The sequence below is a fragment of the Streptomyces sp. NBC_00271 genome (assembly GCF_036178845.1).
Taxonomy (GTDB): domain Bacteria; phylum Actinomycetota; class Actinomycetes; order Streptomycetales; family Streptomycetaceae; genus Streptomyces.
Map to the genome: position 1 here is coordinate 7,290,736 of NZ_CP108070.1, position 16,021 is coordinate 7,306,756.

The window sequence follows — 16,021 nt, forward strand, 5'->3', positions numbered from 1 at the left end:
ACGGCAACGGCCAGGACGGCCTTCGACCCCAAGGTGTGCACAGGTACTCCGATCAATGACTAAGGCAAGCCTAACCTTAGACCTTGTGGTGCAGGGGAGTGTCGCGGGGGAGTGGGGAGCTGCCCCAATGGAGGACACGCCGTGCCGGGTTCGGGGACATATCAGTCTGAAACGTGTGTTATTCATTCATGCACACACCTACGCGGCGCACCGTGCTCGGTGCCTCGATCGCGGCCGCCGGCTCGGGACTCCTGGCCGGCTGCTCCGAGTCCGACGCTCCCTCCGGACCCGGCTCGCACCCCGGGCCCGGCGAGCACCATGGGAGCGAAGTCGGCGGCCACGACGGCAGACCCTTTGTCCCCAAGGGACCCAAGGGATACGTGAACCCGTCCGATCCGGAGGTCCTCGCCGTCGAGAGGAAGCGCGATGGCGGCCCCCTCCGATCGTTCACGCTCCACGCCGTCGAGACCGAACTCGACCTGGGGGGACGTACCGTCAGATCGTGGGCGTACGGCGACGAGCTGCCCGGCAAGGAGGTGCGGGTCACGGCGGGCGACACCCTCGGTATGAAGCTCTTCAACCATCTGCCCGTGCCCACGACGCTGCACTCGCACGGTATCCGCATGCGGTGCGACATGGACGGGGTACCTGGCCTGACCCAGCGCTCCGTCAAGCCCGGCGACGACTTCACCTACCGCTTCGCCGTGACGCACCCGGGCACGTACTGGCTGCACTCGCACTCGGGACTGCAACTCGACCGAGGCCTGTACGCCCCGCTGATCGTCGAGGACCCCAGGGAGCCGTTGTCCTACGACAAGGAGTGGGTCGTCGTCCTGGACGACTGGGTGGACGGCGTGAACGGCTCGAACCCGGACGGCGTGCTCGCGCAGCTGGTCGACGGCAAGGGCATGCGGGCGGACATGGACATGGGCGAGAGCGACGAACACGGATCCGGCCATGAGAAGCCCCACGGCCCCTCCCGCGTCCTGCACAAGTCCTACAGCCGCATCCTGCACAGCGAGGGAGGCAGCGTCGACTACCCGTTCTACCTGGTCAACGGCCGTCTCGCGCACACTCCTTCGGTCTTCCGGGCCCGCAAGGGGGACCGCATCCGGCTGCGGATCATCAACGCCGGCGCCGAAACGGCCTTCCGGGTGGCGCTGGGCGGCCACGAGATGACGATCACGCACACGGACGGCTACCCCGTCGAGCACACGACCACGGACACGCTGCTGCTCGGCATGGCCGAACGCTACGACGTGCTGATCACCGCCAAGGACGGAGTGTTCCCGCTCGTCGCGCTCGCCGAAGGCAAGAACGACAGAGCCCTGGCCGTCCTGCGCACCAGCGGTGGGGACCTTCCCGGCCCCTCCGTGCACCCGGACGAACTCGACGGCAAGCTCGTCCCGGCCAGACGCCTCGTGCCGGACGACTCCGTGGCCCTCACCGACGACGAACCGGACCGCGAGCTGCGCATCAGACTGACCGGCGGGATGAAGAAGTTCGACTGGGCCTTCGACCACCAGCCGTACGACATCAAGCAACGCCACCCGATCCGCCAGGGCGAGAAGATCCGCCTGACCCTCATGAACGCCACCGACATGTGGCATCCCATGCACCTGCACGGCCACACCTTCGCCATCGTCGGCTTCGGCGCGCAAGGAGCCCGCAAGGACACCGCCCACGTGGTGCCGCACCACAAACTCGTCGTCGACTTCTACGCCGACAACCCGGGCCTGTGGATGCTCCACTGCCACAACCAGTACCACTCGGAGTCCGGCATGATGACGATCCTCGGCTACCGGAAGTGAGGCACCGGCCACCGACGCATCGTCACTTGATCATGCGAAACCCCGCTCGTGGAGGGAGACGCGTCAGCCGGGCAGGCCGCCGAAGTCCAGCGGCGCGTCGAAGCGTTCGGCGAGGTGCCCGAGCGGCAGATGGTTCCCCCGCCCCGAGCCGTGGGCGGGCAGGCCCGCCCGCCGCGTCCTCCGCGCATCAGCCGCGGCGCTGCCACCAGCGGCGCTTCGGTTCGGTGTTGGAGGAAGCGGTTCGGTCGAAGGTCGCGATCGTGTGGTGACCGTCGCCGGGCAGCGCCACCCCGACGGCCTGAGGTCGCGGCCAGGGACGAGGACATCGCGTTCGAGAGCGTAGCTTGGGACGGCCGGGGCGACCGGGGCGTTGTTTCGGGCGGACACTCTGGGGGAGAGCGGATGAACGGCCGGGCTCGGCGCTGGGAAAGAGGTCGGGCGGGCCGTCCGGCGGTCACGGTCGTCGTTCTCGTGGCCGCGGGCATCGGGCTGACCTGGTTCGCCGGAACGCACTTCGCCTACGCCACGGGCCTGGCCGGCACCCCGGGGCATCTCCGGGTCGAAGCGTGCGCGTGGGAACACGCCGGGGGCCACCGGTATCCGCACTGCAGTGGCCTCTTCCGCTCCTCCGACGGCACCGTCGTCGACCCGAACGCCTCGATCGGCAAGAACCTGCCCGTCGGCGACACGGTCGCGTTGCAGCGGGTGGCCTCCGGCGGATACGAGCAGACGGGCACCGCGTCCTCGTTCGGATGGCTGGCGATTTCCCTGCTCGGCCTGATGGTGCTGCTGTTGGGGATCGCGGTCGTCTGCGGCAAGGGCGGTACGCGTCGAGTACCGCGCGGGCTGCGGGTGCTGCTCGGTGCGCTGGGCGCCTTGACGCTGCTCAGCGCGTTCATCGGCGGAGTGGCGGGGATGCTCACCGCCTGAATCCTCACCGTGCGGACGACGTGCACGGGGGATACGCTTTTGTCGGCAAGTTTGTCGGCAAGGTCAGGTTCTCCGGGCGGTTTTGCAGACGCCGAGGCCTCATCCGCGATGATCGATTCTTCCTGCGGAGACCTACCCACTCCCTTCGTCCGCGGGTCCTGAGGCAGCGCTTCGCGGTCCCTGCTATGGAGGTCCGGATGAGAGTTGTCGTTGATCTTTCCCGGTGCCAGGGATATGCGCAGTGCGCGTTCCTGGCTCCGGACGCGTTCCGGATGCACGGCGAGGAAGCGCTGATGTACGCCTCGAACCCCGACGACGCCCAGCGCCAGCAGGTGTTGCGCGCCGCGGCGGCCTGCCCGCTCCAGGCCATCCTGGTCGACCAGCTGGAGGGCCGGGACGCGCCGGTGGGGACGTCGCCGTCATGAGCACTGCCGACACCCTGCAAGGGTTCAAGCGCGACGGCCGCGTGGTGATCGTCGGGGCGTCACTGGCGGGACTGCGCGCCGCGGAGGCCCTGCGCGACGAGGGGTTCACCGGGAAGCTGACCATGATCGGTGACGAGTTGGGGGAGCCCTACGACCGCCCCCCGCTGTCCAAGCAGGTACTGACCGGATGGGTGCCGGCCGACGGCACCACCCTGCCACGGCGTCGGGACATCGACGCGGAGTGGCTCCTGGGCGTCCCCGCCGACGGACTGGACCTGGCGAACAACCACGTGCGGCTCGCCGACGGCCGCACGATCCCCTTCGACCGCATGCTGATCTCCACCGGCGTACGGGCCCGGCCCTGGCCCGTCGAGGCCGAGGCGGCCCTGGACGGTGTCTTCGTGGTCCGCACGCGTGAGGACGCCGCCGGCCTGCAGCGGGCGGTCGCCGCCGGACCCTCCCGCGTACTGATCATCGGCGCGGGCTTCACCGGCTCCGAGATCGCCTCCATCTGCCGCGAGCGCGACATCCCGGTGACCGTCGCCGAACTCGCGCCGTCCCCACTGGTCGGGGGACTCGGCGCCATGATCGGCGAGATCGCGGCGGACATGCAGCGCGCCCACGGCGTCGACCTGCGCTGCGGTGTCAAGGTCACCCAGCTGGAGGGCGACGCGCAGGGGCGGGTTCGCCGCGCCCACTTCTCCGACGGCACTGCGGTCGACGCCGACGTGGTGGTCGTGGCGCTCGGAGGCATCCGCAACACCGAGTGGCTGCGCGACTCGGGACTGGCGGTGGGCGTATGGGGAGTCGCCTGCGACGCGGGTTGCCGCGCCTTCGACCTGAACGGCCTGGTCACCGACGACATCTTCGTCGCCGGAGACGTGGCACGCAGCCCGAACCCGATCTACGAGTACCGGTTCATCTCGCTGGAGCACTGGGCCAACGCCGTGGAGCAGGCCGAGATCGCGGCGCACAACATGGTCAGCACCCAGGCGGACCGCTGGCCGCACCTGTCCATCCCGACGTTCTGGTCGATCCAGTTCGGCGTCAACATCAAGTCCGTCGGTGTACCGACCTACGCCGACGAGGTCGTCGTCACCCAGGGATCCGTGGCCGACCACCGCTTTGTCGCCGCATACGGGTACCAGGGCCGCGTCACCGCCGCCGTCAGCTTCAACAACGCGAAGTGGCTGGACCACTACCGGCAGCTGATCGAGACGGCCGCGCCCTTCCCGCCTCCCTGCCCCACGCCCGACCAGCCCCTCGATGCGAAGCCGGTGCCCGTCGACTTCCCCGGCCCCACCCTGCTCGCCCAGGGCGCCACGGTGGTCGTCACCGGCCACGACCCGGGAGAGCGGCGCGTCACCGCCATGCGGCAGCGCCGCTAGGAGGGAACAGGTAGGACGGAACAGGAGGGAAAGCGACATGACCACGACCGAGACGCCCGACATCCTGCCCCGGATCCTCGACTACGCGAACCGGGCCGACCCGTACCCGCTCTACGCCGAGCTGCGCAAGACGCCGGTGGCCCTGCAGGAGGACGGCAGTTACGTCATCAGCACCTACCGCGAACTCAGCGGCATCCTGCACGACCCGCACCTGAGTTCCGACGTCCGCAACCTGGCGCATCCGATGCCCGCGATGCAGGAACGTGCCACGCCGTCGTTCATCAACCTCGACCCGCCCGAGCACGACCGTCTGCGGCGCCTGGCGATGCGTCACTTCGGCCCTCCGCACACGCCGGGCCTGGTGACCGGCATGGAACCCGACCTGACCGCCGTCGTCGCCGGTCTGATCGACGACTTCGCGGGCAAACAGCGGATCGACATCGTCGACGACTTCGCCTATCCGTTCCCCGTCACCGTGATCTGCCACCTGCTCGGTGTGCCGCGCGAGGACGAACCGCGGTTCCACGTGTGGGTGAACGCCATCATCGACTCGATCGACTACAACCCCAAGACCGACCCGCAGGAGAAACTGGACAACGGCGTACAGGCCACCAAAGCCCTGCGCCAGTACCTCGGCGGACTGCTGGAACAACGCCACGGCCACCCCGGCGACGACCTCCTGACACGGCTGGCCAACGACGACGGGCCCGACGGGCGGATGACCGACGCCGAAATCGTCAGCACCGCCAACCTGCTGCTCATTGCCGGCCACGAGACCACCGTCAACCTCATCACCAACGGCATGCTGACGCTGCTGCGCCGCCCTGAGGTGTTGCAACGCCTGCGCGCCGAACCGGGCCTGGTCGTACCGCTGGTCGAGGAACTGCTGCGCTACGAGCCCCCCGTGCACATCATTCCGTGGCGGGCGGCGTACAGCGACATCTCCGTCGGCGACACCGTCATCCCCAAGGGTTCGAAGATCATGCTCATGCTCGCTTCGGGGAGCCGCGACCCGGACCGCTTCCACGATCCCGACCGCTTCGACCCCGATCGCCAGGACAACCAGCACCTGGGCTTCGGCAGCGGCATCCACCTGTGCTTCGGCGGCCCGATGGCCCGACTGGAAACCCAGATCGCCCTGACCGCACTGGTACGCCGCCTGGCCGACCCCAGCCTGGTGACCGACCCACCCCCGTACCGCCCCAGCCCCGTCCTACGAGGCCCCATCCACCTGCTCATCGACCAGAACTGACACCGCGCTCGAGCCCGGCGGGTGGCCGCTCGTGTCGCCCCTCATCGGTGCGGTGACCGTCCGTTAGGCTCGCGTCGTCCCACTGGTCCCGATCTTCACGGAGGGCAGCACGGCGGGGATCAAACGAGAGCGCCTCGTCAGAACGCTGACCTTCTGGCTGCGTCCCGCCTTCGCGTTGCGGGTCATCAACCGGTTTCAGAAGATCGTGGGTTTCGACCGCTCGATGGCCCTGGCGTCCAGCGCCCTGACGGCCTTGATCCCGCTCTCCATCCTCCTCGGCGCCGTCCTCGGCAACTTCGTGCACTACGACGCCGCAGAGCGGATCATCAAGCGCTACAACCTCACCGGAGCGGGCGCCACGGCGGTCAACTCCCTCTTCTCTCCAACCGAGGGCACCAGCGCGAGCGTGGGCATCTTCGGGGCCGTGTTTCTGACGATCTCGGTGCTGAGTTTCGCGCGAGCCGTGCAGCGGCTCTTCGAACAGGCATGGGAACTCAAGCCTCTCAGCGTGCGCAACACGCGCAACGGCCTGTGGTGGATCCTCACTCTCGGCGGCTACGGGGTGGTCACCGCGACGCTCTCCGCGCTCCTTGGCGGGGGCGCGCTGGGTCTGGCCGCCTCGGTGTGTCAGGTACCGGTGACCGCCGCGTTCCTCGTCTGGAGCGGCCGGATCCTGTCGGCGAAACGGATCAGCCGGCCGGACCTGCTCCCCTTCGGCGTCACCGCCGCCGTTCTGACGGTGGCCTATTCGGTGGGCGCGACCCTCTACATGCCGCGCCTCTTCAACTCCTCCGCCGCACGCTACGGGGTGGTCGGCGCCGTCTTCGCGATGCTCTCCGCCCTCTTCGCAGCCATGCTCGTCCTGGTCGCGTCGGCGGCACTGGGACGAGAGGTACGGGACGAGCTCAGCCGGATCCGCCAGGGCCACCGCCCTTCCGACCACGAGGTCCACCGGCAGTGGGACAGCGTGGTCGAGCAGACGCGGTCACGGTGGCGGACGGCACGGGAACAGGTTTCTCACCATCAGACCAAAGGCCCGAACCACTGAGTGGGCGGGCATCGATCGAGGCTGTGCCATCTCAAGCGGCCGGTCCGCACGCTGTCACGCGGAAGCCACCACCTCGCCGGCCATGACCTGGGGAGGGTTGGGGAGCAGTGACGCAAGGTTGTCCCGTACGAAGTCCGCAGCCCTCGCGATCGATTCGTCGGCACCGGCCCGGTCCTGGAAGACGCTGGTCGAGACCATCGCCCCGTCCCCGGTATCGATCCAGTAGTAGGCCACGAAGCCGGGGACCTGGCGCATGAGCGGCACGAACCCCTCGTTCACGAGACGTGCGGCCTCGGCCGAATCGGTCACTCCTTCGTACCGCCGGATCGCTGCGTACATCGACAAGCTCCTCACGGCGTTCTGGGTCTGTCCTCTACTGAGACGTCGTACCCCTGCGACGACTGCCTGGCTCACAAGGCATCCGGCAATCACCTGAAGGGCCGCCTCGGCCAATCCGAACGGCGGCAGTCCTCGGGCCAGGTGCCGAGTGCGTGGGCCAGTCGGTCGCTCTGCTCTCGGGTGATGCCCCGGGCCAGGTGAGTACCACACCGCGGACTCATGGACTCGTCGCAGTGCAGGATTCCGTGGAAGGGCTCCTGGCTGCCCGAGAGCGGGGAGGCGGCAGGAAGCGTCCATTCAGCCGGCTCCCACAAGGGGTGGTCCGCGAGGAGCGCTTCGGCGAGGGACGGCGCCTGCGTGGCGGGGAGGCCGACTCGCGCCAGCGCGTCGCCGAGTACGTCCGCGGCGTCCTCGGGCATGTCCTGGTCGCCGAGCGTCGGCAGCAGGAGGAGCAGGCGCGCGTACTCGGCGTGGACTCCCGGGGCGTCGAGGTCGGGCGTGCGGGCGATGTGGTGGAGTTCTCGCCAGGAGAGTCCCGGGCCGGCCTGGTGGCCGCCGAGGCTGGCCAGGCGGCCGTGCCGTCCCCACTCGGGGTGGGTGATGAAGTACTCCGTTCCCGGATCCTCGGGAATGTTGCAGCCGAGGACCATCGCGGTGTGGCCGCCCGCGAACGGGATCCGGAAGACAGGCCACTGGTCCTCGTCGTGCAGTACGTCGAAGGCCGCGTCGGCATCGGCCCCGTCGACACCGAACCACTCCGGGACGGGGTCGTACTCCTCTGTCTCGCTCAGCCACATCAGGTAGGCCGCCCAGAACCCCGGCAGTGTCAGCAGTTCCTCACCCGCGACAACGGGGGCGTTCTCGAATCCCTCTATCAGCACCGGTCCAGGCTCTCACCCGCCTACGACAGTCCGTGGGGAACCAGATGGCCCGCTGGACACCGCTGTTCGTCAGCTGCCGCGCCAGGTGTCCAAGAAGTCGTGAGAGCGGCTTGATGGCCCATGCCAAGCTGTGCTCACCAACCCCTTCGGGAGCCCGACTTTGGAGGAGCGACGCCCCATGAGAATGGTCTCCGACCCCGGGTACACCGAAGTGGATCTCTCCGCGTCGGCGGAAGAACTGACCTGGTTGGCACGCGCGGTGGCCCGGGGCGAGGGGTTGCTCAGCTCCACCTCTTCGCCCGGCGGCGACGCCCTGGTCGGGGTCGAGGTCCTGAAGAGTTCCGGCCCCGGCGTTCTCATCCGCCGGGACGCCGAGCGGCAGATCCTTGTGATCAGCGGTGACTCCGCCGGCCGGGCGGTACTCGCGGAGAATCTGCGGGCCATGGCCACTGCCGAGGACGGCGGTCACCTCCACATCGACTACTTCCCCGGGCACTTCTACCTGGCCGAAGGGTCACTGCCCTTGGTGGTCAACAGCCCGCACGGAGGCATGCCAAGACGCTGAGTGGGCAGTTGGCCGCCGCTTTCGGTGGTTGCGGGTCACGCGTGCGGCAGAGGCTGCTCCGTCCAGACGGTCTTGCCGTCGTGGCTGTAGCGGGTGCCCCACCGCTCCGTGAGCTGGGCGACCAGGAAGAGCCCGCGTCCGCCCTCGTCCGTGCTGAGGGCCCGTCGGAGGTGAGGGGAGGTGTGGCTGGCGTCCGACACCTCACAGATCAGGCAGTGCGTACGGATGAGGCGCAGAGTGATGGGGCCGGCCGCGTACCGGTAGGTGTTGGTGACGAGCTCGCTGGCGACCAGCTCGGTGGTGAAGGCCAGTTCCGTCAGGCCCCATTCGGTCAGTTTCGCCGTGGCCAGCTCCCTGGCACGGGCAGCGGAGGTCGCTTCCAGGGGCAGCTGCCAGGTGGCGACATCCTGTGGCGGTAGAACCCGGGTACGGGCGATGAGCAGCGCGACGTCGTCGGTGGGGAGGTGCTCCTTCGGCAGCAGCGCTTCGACCACGGCCTGGCAGGTGCTGTCCAGAGGATCGGCAACGTGGGTGAGACATTCGTCCAGGTGCTCCAGCGCGGCGTCGATGTCGCCGTTGCGCGCCTCCAGAAGACCGTTGGTGTAGAGCGTGAGCAGGCTGCCCTCGGGGAGGTCGAGGTCGTACGTTTCGAAGGGCAGCCCGCCCAGACCCAGCGGTGGACCCGCGGGCAGGTCCAGCACGGTCACCTCGCCGTCCGGAGTGGACAGCATCGGTGCCGGGTGACCGGCGCGGGCCAGGGAGCAGTGTCGGGAGACCGGATCGTAGACCGCGTACACGCAGGTGGCCCCGAGCATCTGCTCCACGGTGGACCCGCTGCCGTCGGCGTTCGCCTCCAGCTCGGCGGCCAGCAGGCTGACCAGATCGTCCAGCCGTGCCACCACCTCGTCCGGTTCCAGGTCGAGGCTGGCCAGGGTGCGCACGGCGGCGCGCAGACGGCCCATGGAGGCCGCGGCGTGGAGCCCGTGGCCGACCACGTCTCCCACGACGAGTGCGACCCGGGCCCCTGACAACGGGATCACGTCGAACCAGTCACCGCCGATGCCCGGTTCACCGCACGCCGGGAGGTATCGGCAGGCCACCTCGACCGCCGGCAGGTCGGACGCCGCGCTCGGCAGCAGACTGCGCTGCAGAGTCAGGGCGGCGCTCTGCTGCTGGGTGAAGCGGCGCGCGTTGTCGATGCAGACGGCCGCACGCGAGGAAAACTCATGGGCCACCGCGGCATCGTCGTCCTCGAAAGGCTCCGAGTGGCGCACTCGCCACAGGCTCACTACGCCCAGGATCAGGCCGCGCGCCACCAAGGGCACCACGATCAGCGAATGAACGCCGAGACCCATGGCTATCTCGATCCGCCGCCGGTCCATGGCGTACCACTCGGGGCGCAGGGACAGCAGCCGGTCGAGAATCGGGCGACGCTCGGCCAAGCACCGCGCCTGCGGGGATTCCGGAAGGAGCGGGACCACCTCGCCCTCCTGGTAGGGGACCCGGCGTTCCGGGGGCGACAGGGCTACTCGAAGCAGCGGACCTCTCACACCGGGGGGTGGTTCGTCACCAAGTGTCACCGGCTCGAGAAGGTCCACCGAGCAGTAGTCGGCGAGGCCGTGGGAGGCCACCTCGGCCAGTTCCCGGGCCGTCTGTGCCACGTCCAGCGAGGTTCCGATCCGGGCGCTTGCCTCGTTGAGCAGGGCGAGCCTGCGTTGGGCCCGGTGGCGGTCGGTCACGTCCTCGATCGTCTCGGCCACGCCGAGCACCCGGCCCGAGGGGTCTTCCATCCGGAACGCCGAGACGGACACGATCCGGTCCCGGCCCGGATCATGACGTGCCCGGGCCGACTGCTCCCTGAACATCAACGGCTCGCCGGTCTCCAGGACGTGCCGTACCCGCTCTTCGGTCGGACCCGCGTCCTCGTCGACCATGAATTCGCGAGGGCGACGGCCCACCGGCGCCTCGGCCGGGACACCGCTTGCCTTCTCGACCGCACGGTTGACCCGAATCACTCTGCTGTCCGGGCCGTACGTGACCAGACCGATCGGGGACCGGCGGTACAGGCCGTCCAGCAGCGCACGGTCCCGCTGCCAGGCAATGACCTCCGCGGCGGGGGCTCCGACCAGGACCCACTCCTGACTGTCCCCGTCCCGAGTGATCGCGCGGGCCCGGAATCCCATCTCCATGCGCCGTCCGTCGCGGTGTCGGACGGGCAGGACCCCGAACCAGCCCCCCGTCCTCATGGCGTCCACGACGACGGACCGCACGACAGGCAGGTCACGGGCGTCCACCAGGAGGTCCTGCCACGCCCGTCCGATCACTTCCTTGGCCGGATAGCCCAGCAGCTCCTGTGCACGTGTGCTCCAGCCGACCACGGCGCCTCGATCGTCGAGCACAGCCGAGGCGCCGCGCCGGAGGGCGAACGGATCCTCAGGGCTCTCGCTGAAATGCATCGACGGCATCCCCATAGCCACCACCTTGCCTACGTGACTCCGATGTTCCTCCCCACGCTCTCCGTTCGCGACCTTCCCGTTTCTCCCGGCCCGGCAGGACGTCTCCCGGCCACTTCTCCGGTACGTCCGGCTACTTCTCCGGAGCCGACACGACGCCCGTCGGGCAGGTCCCATACCGCAGTAGCCCGCCGGGTTCTTGTCGAGGTACTGCTGGTGGCAGTGCTCAATGGCCAAGAGGGGCCGCTGCGGCGTATGCGACGAGGTTCGCGAAGCGCAGCCACACGAGCAGATGACCGTTCAGGGGCGCGTAGCCCGGACGGATGAGGCTCTCGATTCCGAGGATCGTGTCGGCCAGGGCGTCTCGCGTCGGGGCGTCCACATGGCCGAGGTTCGTGAGGTACGAGGTGGCACAGCTGTCGAGGCGGGCGTGCAGGTCGGCCAGCTGCTGGGCCTGGTTGTCGCGGTACAGACTCTCGTCCGGGAAGGGAAAACGCTGGAACGTCGTGTGGCGGTTCGCTACGGCAGCGATGAGTCCCAAGCGAGAGGGTTCCGTTTCGCTGGGCCAGCGGGGTCCCGTCATGTGCGGTGTGTCGATGCGGCGTGGGGTGCGTCGGCCGGCCGCTTTCTCCGCATGACGCCGGACGGCGAAGGCATCGACCTCGTTGAGCCGGACCGCTCGGCTGGCTTCCAAGGTCTCCAGCGCGCGCAGCAGGGCCGCCGGGTCGCTGCGGAGATCAGGGGAAGGGCGTGCCGTCGCAGCGACGTAGGCCCAGGTCGCGTTGAAGCCCAGTGGACAGTACCGCCCGACGGCACATCTGAGGGAGGTGTGCCGTCGGGCGAGCGGCAACTGCTCGTCGCGCACCCTGCGCGCGTAGGTTCTGAAGCCCATCCGGCGACGTCAGCCTGCGACCCGAGCCACGCCGATCGGGCAGGACACGCCCGTCCCACCCAGCCCGCAGTACCCGTTCGGGTTTTTGCTGCCTGATAGGTACTGCTGGTGATAGCCCTCGGCCGGGTAGAAGGTGCGGCCTTCCGCGGGGAGGAGTTCGGTGGTGATGGTGCCGTAGCCGGAGGAGGTCAGGACCTTCTGGTAGGCGTCGCGGGAGGCGGCCGCGGTGGCTGCCTGGGCGGGGGTGTGGGTGTGGATGGCGGAGCGGTACTGGGTGCCGACGTCGTTGCCCTGGCGGAAGCCCTGGGTCGGGTTGTGGGACTCCCAGAAGACCTGGAGGAGGCGCTCGTAGGAGATCAGGGCGGGGTCGTGGACCACGCGGACGACCTCCGTGTGGCCGGTCAGGCCCGAGCAGACCTCCTCGTACGTGGGGTGCTCGGTGAAGCCGCCCTGGTAGCCCACCAGGGTCGTGTACACGCCCGTCGGGAGCTGCCAGAACTTGCGCTCGGCGCCCCAGAAACAGCCCATGCCGAAGTCGGCGATCTCCAGGCCCTCGGGGTAGGGGCCGAGGAGGGGGTTGCCGAGGACGGTGTGCCGGTCGGGGACCGTGAAGATCGGCTCCGGGCGGCCCCGCAGTGCCTGCTCGGCGGTCGGGAGCTGAGGGGTACGGCTGTGCAGGAACATGCGGTCTCCACGGAGTCGCAGGGGGGAACGGGGCCGGGGCGCCGTGGTGTTCAACGGGTGAGCCCCGGTCGGGATTCCGGGGCTCGTACGCCCTCAGCGGGGCAGCGACGCCGGCGTTCCGCCGTTCGCCTCGTAGCCCGCCACCGCCAGCGCGCGGTAGAGCGCGTAGTCCGCCGCCGGGTCGGGTGTGAGGGTCCAGGGGAGGGCGCCGACGTGGCCGTCCACGTGCACCAGCTGGTTCATGGCCTCCGCCCAGCGCTCGCCGCGGACCAGGAAGAGCACCAGGAGGTGGCGCACGTGCGCCAGCATCGGGTCGTCGGGGCGGGCCGCGTGCACCGCGTGGAGCGCGCCGTGGACCGCCTTGGTGACGACCTCGCTCTGGTAGAAGCTGCGGACCAGGTTCACCTCGGGGAGGTGCTCGAAGACCGCGAAGAGGGGCATCGCGGCCAGCAGGGAGCCCTGAGGAGCGCGGGCCGCCGCGGCCTCCGCGAAGGAGTACGCCACCTCGCGCGAGCCGTGCCACTTCTCGCACCAATAGTGCAGGGCCGCCAGATGCGCGCCCATGTGGGCCGGCGCGCGGTCCAGGATCTTCAGCCAGAGCGCCTCGAACTCCGGCCGGGGGTAGGCGAGTCCGCGGGCCACCGACAGCTCGATGATGTACGGGATCGGGTCACCGGGGGAGAGCAGGGCCGCCTCGCCGCAGGCCGACCTCGCCTCCTCCATGATGATCCGGAACTCGTCCGTCCCCGGCGTCGACGTCCGCCACGCCTGCTGCACCAGGAACTCCGCATGCACCGCCGCGCCGCCCGCGTCCTTGGGCTTCTCGGCCCGCCACACCCGCAGCCACTGCCCGCCCGGCGTCTCGCTGACCCCGCCCGGACGCTGCTGCAGCTCCAGGGACGCGGCGCCGGCGAAGGCCTGCACCCGCTGCCAGCGCGTCTCGCCCGAGATCTCCGTGCCCGCCAGGAGCTGCGAGGCCGCTTGGTACTCCTGCGTGCGCTGCACCAGGTCCAGGACGTCCAGGAGGTCCCCGTCCGGTCCTGGCATACGGATGTCCAGCTCCTCCTGACGCAGGAATCCGTAGTTCGCGGGGTCCGCCGCGTCCGGGTCGCCGGGCGAGACCAGCTGAATGCCGGTGCGCCTGCGCCGGAGGACCGGCAGCAGGACCAGGCTGAACATGGCCAGCGCCATCAGGACCCAGAGAATCTCCATGCCTCAAGCGAACCAGACGGGTCCGACAATTGGCCAACCCGGTCCGGTTCCGGTCCGGTACCGACCCGGATCGCAGGCCGTGAGGCGCCCCGCACGGGCCGTGAGCCGCCATCAGGCCCGCGGGCGCACTACGCTCGGGACCCATGAGCGACAGGCACATCAGTCAGCACTTCGAGACCCTCGCGATCCACGCGGGCAACACCGCCGATCCCCTCACCGGCGCGGTCGTCCCGCCGATCTACCAGGTCTCGACCTACAAGCAGGACGGCGTCGGAGGGCTGCGCGGCGGTTACGAGTACAGCCGCAGCGCCAACCCCACCAGGACCGCCCTGGAAGAGAACCTCGCCGCCCTGGAGGGCGGTCGTCGCGGCCTCGCGTTCGCGTCCGGACTGGCGGCCGAGGACTGCCTGTTGCGTACGCTGCTCAGCCCCGGCGACCACGTGGTCATCCCGAACGACGCGTACGGCGGCACGTTCCGCCTCTTCGCGAAGGTCGTCTCGCGGTGGGGCGTCGAGTGGTCCGTGGCCGACACCAGCGACCCGGCCGCCGTACGCGCCGCCCTCACGCCGAAGACCAAGGTCGTGTGGGTGGAGACCCCCTCCAACCCGCTTCTCGGCATCACCGACATCGCCGTCGTCGCGCAGATCGCGCGCGAGGCGGGCGCCCGGCTCGTCGTCGACAACACCTTCGCCACCCCCTACCTGCAGCAGCCGCTCGCGCTCGGCGCGGACGTCGTCGTGCACTCGCTGACCAAGTACATGGGCGGTCACTCGGACGTCGTCGGCGGCGCCCTGATCGTCGGCGACCAGGCGCTCGGTGAGGAGCTGGCGTACCACCAGAACGCGATGGGCGCGGTCGCCGGGCCCTTCGACTCCTGGCTGGTGCTGCGCGGCACCAAGACGCTCTCGGTGCGCATGGACCGGCACAGCGAGAACGCCACCAAGATCGCCGACATGCTCACCCGGCACGCCCGCGTGACCCGCGTTCTCTACCCGGGCCTCCCGGAGCACCCCGGTCACGAGATCGCCGCCAAGCAGATGAAGGCGTTCGGCGGCATGGTCTCCTTCCAGGTCGAGGGCGGCGAGGAAGCGGCCGTCGAGGTCTGCAACCGCGCCAAGGTCTTCACCCTCGGTGAGTCCCTGGGCGGCGTGGAGTCCCTGATCGAGCACCCCGGGCGCATGACGCACGCGTCCGCCGCCGGCTCGGCCCTGGAGGTCCCCGCCGACCTCGTCCGCCTCTCCGTGGGCATCGAGAACGTCGACGACCTGCTCCAGGACCTGCAGCAGGCTCTCGGCTAAGCCCAGCGTCGGCCCCTCGGGGTCACCAGCCCGTCAGCGGTGGGGTCGTCTGCGAAGGCGGCTCCACCCAGGGGCGGGCCATGGACGCCCACACCACGAAGGCGACGGTCGCGGCGAACAGCAGCAGCCACATCACCCGCCGGGCCAGCGTCCTGCGGCGCAGCATCCGGTTCCCGCGGCGCACGACGTCCGCGTACAGGTCGGGCGGCACGGTGGGCTGCTTGTGCTCCAGCAGCCGCCGTACGTTCGCCTCGCGCTCGGGCAGGTTCACGACCGCACCACCCACCTCACGAACGCACCACCGCGCTTCATGACGGCACCACCTTCGCCATGGTCGGTGCCGGTCCGCGCGGCGGGTGCAGCAGTGTCGTCATCGCCCGGGCACAGATCGCCCGGACCCGTTCCACGGGGAGCCCGAGCAGGGCCGCCGTCTGTTCCTCGGCGACCCCCTCGTACATCCTCAGGACCAGGACCAGCCGCTCCTGGGGCGTCAACCGGGCCAGGACGGCGACGGAACCGGCGCCGGCGCCCGAGGGGGACGGGCGGGAGCGTCCCAGCGCCCCGTACTGGTGCCACGCCCCGCGCGCGAAGCGGACGGCCAGCTGCTGGCGGGCCCGGTCGTACGGGTCCTCACCGCGCAGCCGGTCCCAGGAGGCGTACGTGTGGGCCAGTGCCAGCGTCAGCAGGCGCCGCGCGCGCGGGTTGGCGTTCGGGGGCTCCGCGGTGAGCAGTGTGGCGGCATGCAGGAGCCGCCCTGCCGCGCCCGCGACGAACGCCTCGAACTCCCGGGCCCGGCGGGCGTTTTGGAACGCGCGCCGTTCTCGCACCACGCCTCCCGCCCGA

The 16,021-nt window shown here is 69.9% G+C and carries 16 protein-coding genes; 8 read left to right on the forward strand and 8 right to left on the reverse strand.

Going from position 1 to position 16,021, the window contains the following annotated elements:
- Positions 1-188: 188 nt before the first annotated feature.
- The 6 genes from OG798_RS33265 to OG798_RS33290 all read left to right on the forward strand — a co-directional run bounded on the left by OG798_RS33265 (position 189) and on the right by OG798_RS33290 (position 6,854).
- Entirely contained in the window at positions 189-1,811 is a 1,623-nt protein-coding gene (locus OG798_RS33265; RefSeq protein ID WP_121415171.1) for a multicopper oxidase family protein, read from the forward strand.
- Positions 1,812-2,213: 402 nt separating this feature from the next.
- Positions 2,214-2,741: a hypothetical protein gene (locus OG798_RS33270; protein WP_121415169.1), complete on the forward strand. Its 528-nt coding sequence runs from the start codon at positions 2,214-2,216 to the stop codon at positions 2,739-2,741.
- A gap of 197 nt (positions 2,742-2,938) precedes the next feature.
- Complete coding sequence (locus OG798_RS33275; protein WP_097224946.1) at positions 2,939-3,166, forward strand: ferredoxin; 228 nt, start codon at positions 2,939-2,941, stop codon at positions 3,164-3,166.
- On the forward strand, positions 3,163-4,554 hold the full coding sequence (locus OG798_RS33280) for an NAD(P)/FAD-dependent oxidoreductase (RefSeq protein ID WP_095852884.1): 1,392 nt from the start codon (positions 3,163-3,165) through the stop codon (positions 4,552-4,554). Before OG798_RS33275 ends, OG798_RS33280 begins: the two co-directional genes overlap by 4 nt.
- Positions 4,555-4,591: 37 nt before the next feature.
- Positions 4,592-5,806, forward strand: coding sequence for a cytochrome P450 (locus tag OG798_RS33285; protein WP_095852883.1), 1,215 nt, complete (start codon positions 4,592-4,594; stop codon positions 5,804-5,806).
- 205 nt (positions 5,807-6,011) lie between these two features.
- Positions 6,012-6,854: a YhjD/YihY/BrkB family envelope integrity protein gene (locus OG798_RS33290; RefSeq protein ID WP_121418329.1), complete on the forward strand. Its 843-nt coding sequence runs from the start codon at positions 6,012-6,014 to the stop codon at positions 6,852-6,854.
- A 54-nt stretch (positions 6,855-6,908) separates the two neighbouring features.
- Here OG798_RS33290 and OG798_RS33295 read toward each other — a convergent pair whose 3' ends face one another.
- On the reverse strand, positions 6,909-7,193 hold the full coding sequence (locus OG798_RS33295) for a hypothetical protein (protein WP_095852882.1): 285 nt from the start codon (positions 7,191-7,193) through the stop codon (positions 6,909-6,911).
- 89 nt (positions 7,194-7,282) lie between these two features.
- Positions 7,283-8,074: a hypothetical protein gene (locus OG798_RS33300; RefSeq protein ID WP_121415167.1), complete on the reverse strand. Its 792-nt coding sequence runs from the start codon at positions 8,072-8,074 to the stop codon at positions 7,283-7,285.
- Positions 8,075-8,252: 178 nt separating this feature from the next.
- Here OG798_RS33300 and OG798_RS33305 point away from each other — a divergent pair, with 178 nt between their 5' ends.
- On the forward strand, positions 8,253-8,639 hold the full coding sequence (locus tag OG798_RS33305; RefSeq protein WP_121415165.1) for an Imm32 family immunity protein: 387 nt from the start codon (positions 8,253-8,255) through the stop codon (positions 8,637-8,639).
- A 35-nt stretch (positions 8,640-8,674) separates the two neighbouring features.
- Here the strand turns inward: OG798_RS33305 and OG798_RS33310 are convergent, their stop codons facing one another.
- The 4 genes from OG798_RS33310 to OG798_RS33325 all read right to left on the reverse strand — a co-directional run bounded on the left by OG798_RS33310 (position 8,675) and on the right by OG798_RS33325 (position 13,880).
- Complete coding sequence (locus OG798_RS33310) at positions 8,675-11,110, reverse strand: SpoIIE family protein phosphatase (RefSeq protein WP_095852880.1); 2,436 nt, start codon at positions 11,108-11,110, stop codon at positions 8,675-8,677.
- A 208-nt stretch (positions 11,111-11,318) separates the two neighbouring features.
- A complete protein-coding gene (locus tag OG798_RS33315) occupies positions 11,319-11,984 on the reverse strand; it encodes a hypothetical protein (protein ID WP_097224942.1) in 666 nt (221 codons plus the stop codon).
- A gap of 9 nt (positions 11,985-11,993) precedes the next feature.
- Positions 11,994-12,668: a peptide-methionine (S)-S-oxide reductase MsrA gene (gene msrA, locus OG798_RS33320; RefSeq protein WP_328758132.1), complete on the reverse strand. Its 675-nt coding sequence runs from the start codon at positions 12,666-12,668 to the stop codon at positions 11,994-11,996.
- A gap of 93 nt (positions 12,669-12,761) precedes the next feature.
- The gene (locus OG798_RS33325) at positions 12,762-13,880 is read right to left on the reverse strand and encodes a hypothetical protein (protein WP_121415162.1); all 1,119 of its coding nucleotides are present in this window, start codon (positions 13,878-13,880) and stop codon (positions 12,762-12,764) included.
- 143 nt (positions 13,881-14,023) lie between these two features.
- Here OG798_RS33325 and OG798_RS33330 point away from each other — a divergent pair, with 143 nt between their 5' ends.
- On the forward strand, positions 14,024-15,178 hold the full coding sequence (locus tag OG798_RS33330) for a cystathionine gamma-synthase (RefSeq protein ID WP_095852862.1): 1,155 nt from the start codon (positions 14,024-14,026) through the stop codon (positions 15,176-15,178).
- A 22-nt stretch (positions 15,179-15,200) separates the two neighbouring features.
- Here the strand turns inward: OG798_RS33330 and OG798_RS33335 are convergent, their stop codons facing one another.
- Both OG798_RS33335 and OG798_RS33340 read right to left on the reverse strand, forming a co-directional pair.
- Positions 15,201-15,449 (reverse strand): hypothetical protein, encoded by a 249-nt coding sequence (locus tag OG798_RS33335; RefSeq protein WP_121418328.1) that lies wholly within the window; start codon positions 15,447-15,449, stop codon positions 15,201-15,203.
- 37 nt (positions 15,450-15,486) lie between these two features.
- Positions 15,487-16,005 carry a sigma factor-like helix-turn-helix DNA-binding protein gene (locus OG798_RS33340; protein ID WP_183127193.1) on the reverse strand — a complete coding sequence of 173 codons (519 nt, stop codon included), beginning with the start codon at positions 16,003-16,005 and terminating at the stop codon, positions 15,487-15,489.
- Positions 16,006-16,021: the final 16 nt, after the last annotated feature.